The 2,830-nt window shown below is 71.3% G+C and carries 2 protein-coding genes; both read right to left on the bottom strand.

The window, feature by feature from the left end:
- Positions 1 to 50: 50 nt before the first annotated feature.
- Positions 51 to 1,478 (bottom strand): pyruvate kinase, encoded by a 1,428-nt coding sequence (gene pyk, locus ACSNOG_RS32405; protein WP_436756280.1) that lies wholly within the window; start codon positions 1,476 to 1,478, stop codon positions 51 to 53.
- A 72-nt stretch (positions 1,479 to 1,550) separates the two neighbouring features.
- Positions 1,551 to 2,762 (bottom strand): acetate kinase, encoded by a 1,212-nt coding sequence (locus ACSNOG_RS32400; RefSeq protein WP_436756279.1) that lies wholly within the window; start codon positions 2,760 to 2,762, stop codon positions 1,551 to 1,553.
- Positions 2,763 to 2,830 lie beyond the last annotated feature (68 nt).

Genomic DNA, 2,830 nt, shown 5'->3' with positions numbered 1-2,830 from the left:
CCGTCCCCTCGGAAGGGGACGGCGGCCACTGCCGCGTGCGGGGGCGGAACCTAGCGGCTCTCGCCGCCCAGGTGGTGCACCCGCACCATGTTCGTCGTGCCGGGGACGCCGGGCGGGGAACCCGCCGTGATGATCATGGTGTCGCCGTCGTTGTAGCGCTTGAGCTTCAGCAGCTCCGCGTCGACCAGGTCGACCATGGCGTCGGTGTTCTCCACGTGCGGGACGACGAAGGTCTCGACGCCCCAGCTCAGGGTGAGCTGGTTGCAGGTGGAGGCGTCCGTGGTGAAGGCCAGGATCGGCTGGGCCGCGCGGTAGCGGGACAGGCGGCGGGCGGTGTCACCGGACTTGGTGAAGGCCACCAGCGACTTGGCGCCGAGGAAGTCGGCGATCTCGCAGGCGGCGCGGGCGACGGAGCCGCCCTGCGTGCGCGGCTTCTTGCCCGGGACCAGCGGCTGCAGGCCCTTGGAGAGCAGCTCCTCCTCGGCCGCCTCGACGATGCGCGACATCGTCTTGACGGTCTCGATCGGGTACGCGCCCACGCTGGACTCGGCGGAGAGCATGACCGCGTCGGCGCCGTCGAGGATGGCGTTGGCGACGTCGGAGGCCTCGGCGCGGGTCGGCCGCGAGTTGGTGATCATCGACTCCATCATCTGGGTCGCGACGATCACCGGCTTGGCGTTGCGGCGGCACATCTCGATGAGGCGCTTCTGCACCATCGGGACCTTCTCCAGCGGGTACTCCACCGCGAGGTCGCCACGGGCCACCATCACGCCGTCGAACGCCATGACGACGTCCTGCATGTTGGCGACGGCCTGCGGCTTCTCGACCTTGGCGATGACCGGGACCCGGCGGCCGACGTCGTCCATGACGCGGTGGACGTCCAGGACGTCCTTGGCGTCGCGGACGAAGGACAGCGCGACCATGTCGCAGCCCATGGCGAGGGCGAACTTCAGGTCCTCGACGTCCTTCTCGGACAGCGCCGGGACGTTCACCGCCGCACCGGGCAGGTTGATGCCCTTGTGGTCGGAGATGACGCCGCCCTCGATCACGATGGTCCGCACGCGCGGGCCGTCGACCTCGGTGACCCGCAGCTCGACGTTGCCGTCGTTGATGAGGACCTGGTCGCCCTTGGAGACGTCGCCCGGCAGGCCCTTGTAGGTCGTGCCGCAGATGGTGCGGTCGCCCGGGACGTCCTCGGTCGTGATGGTGAACTCGTCGCCGCGCACCAGCTCCACGGGGCCGTCCGCGAAGGTCTCCAGGCGGATCTTCGGGCCCTGGAGGTCGGCGAGGACGCCGACCGCGCGGCCGGTCTCCTGCGCGGCCTTGCGAAGGCGGTGGTACCGCTCCTCGTGCTCCGCGTGGGTCCCGTGGCTCATGTTGAAGCGGGCCACGTTCATGCCGGCCTCGATCAGCGTCTTCAGCTGGTCGAAGGAGTCGACGGCGGGGCCCAGGGTGCAGACGATTTTGGAACGGCGCATGGGGCTGATCCTATCGGTTTGTTTCGGAGCGGAATATTCGAGCTGTGGGAACGACCGAGGGGTGGTCGCTGATCAAGCGCTGACCAGGTCGTACGTCTGGGTGGCGATCTCCAGCTCCTCGTCGGTGGGCACGACCGCGACCGCGACCCGGGCGCCGTCGGGGGAGATCAGGCGCGGCTCGCCGGAGCGGACCGCGTTGCGGCCGGCGTCCACGGCCAGGCCCAGCGCCTCCAGGCCGGCCACGGCGGCCTCGCGCACGGGCGCCGCGTTCTCGCCGACGCCGGCGGTGAAGGCCACGGCGTCGACCGTGCCCAGGACCGCGTAGTAGGCGCCGATGTACTTCTTCAGCCGGTGCACGTAGATGTCGAAGGCGAGCGCCGCGCGCTCGTCGCCCTCGTCGATGCGGCGGCGGATCTCGCGCATGTCGTTGTCGCCGCACAGGCCGATCAGGCCGCTCTTCTTGTTGAGCAGCGCGTCGATCTCGTCGGTGGACATCCCGGCGTTGCGGGCCAGGTGGAGGATGACCGCCGGGTCCAGGTCGCCCGAGCGGGTGCCCATGACCAGGCCCTCCAGCGGGGTCAGGCCCATGGAGGTGTCGACGCACCGGCCGCCCTCGACCGCGGAGGCCGAGGCGCCGTTGCCCAGGTGCAGGACGATGACGTTGACCTCGGAGGGGTCCTTGCCGAGCAGCTTCGCCGTCTCGCGCGAGACGTAGGCGTGCGAGGTGCCGTGGAAGCCGTAGCGGCGCACCATGTGGGCGTCGGCCGTGGCCACGTCGATGGCGTAGCGGGCGGCGGCCTCCGGCATCGTGGTGTGGAAGGCGGTGTCGAAGACGGCGACCTGCGGCAGGTCCGGGCGCAGCGCCTGCGCGGTGCGGATGCCCGTGATGTTGGCCGGGTTGTGCAGCGGGGCGACCGGCACGAGCCGCTCGATCTCCGCCAGCACCTCGCCGGTGATCACGGTGGGGGCGGTGAACTTCTGGCCGCCGTGCACCACCCGGTGCCCGATGGCGGCGAGCTCCGGCGAGTCCAGGCCCAGCCCGTCCGCCGCCAGCTCCGCGGCGACCGCCTGCAGCGCGGCCTCGTGGTCGGCGATCGGCGCCTCCTGCTCGCGCTTCTCGCCGCCCGTGGCGAGCGGGGTGTGCGCGAGGCGGGAGGTCTCCTCGCCGATGCGCTCGACCAGGCCCGCGGCCAGCCGGGCGCCGTCGGCCATGTCGAGCAGCTGGTACTTGACCGAGGAGGAGCCGGAGTTGAGGACGAGGACTCGGGTGGGGTTGGCAGTCATGAACGCTTTCCGGGTTGTGGGGGTCTCGACGTCGGGAGTGGGGGGCGGCGGGGCGGGGGGGGGGGGGG

Source organism: Streptomyces sp. URMC 124 (assembly GCF_051386455.1).
In the GTDB taxonomy this organism is placed as follows: domain Bacteria; phylum Actinomycetota; class Actinomycetes; order Streptomycetales; family Streptomycetaceae; genus Streptomyces.
This window is presented reverse-complemented; position numbering and strand designations above follow the sequence as displayed.

What these genes read in the sequence shown, in the direction of transcription:
- ACSNOG_RS32400 (WP_436756279.1), bottom strand. Translation starts at nt 2,762, where the DNA reads ATGACTGCCAACCCCACCCGAGTCCTCGTCCTCAACTCCGGCTCCTCC.
- pyk (WP_436756280.1), bottom strand. Translation starts at nt 1,478, where the DNA reads ATGCGCCGTTCCAAAATCGTCTGCACCCTGGGCCCCGCCGTCGACTCC.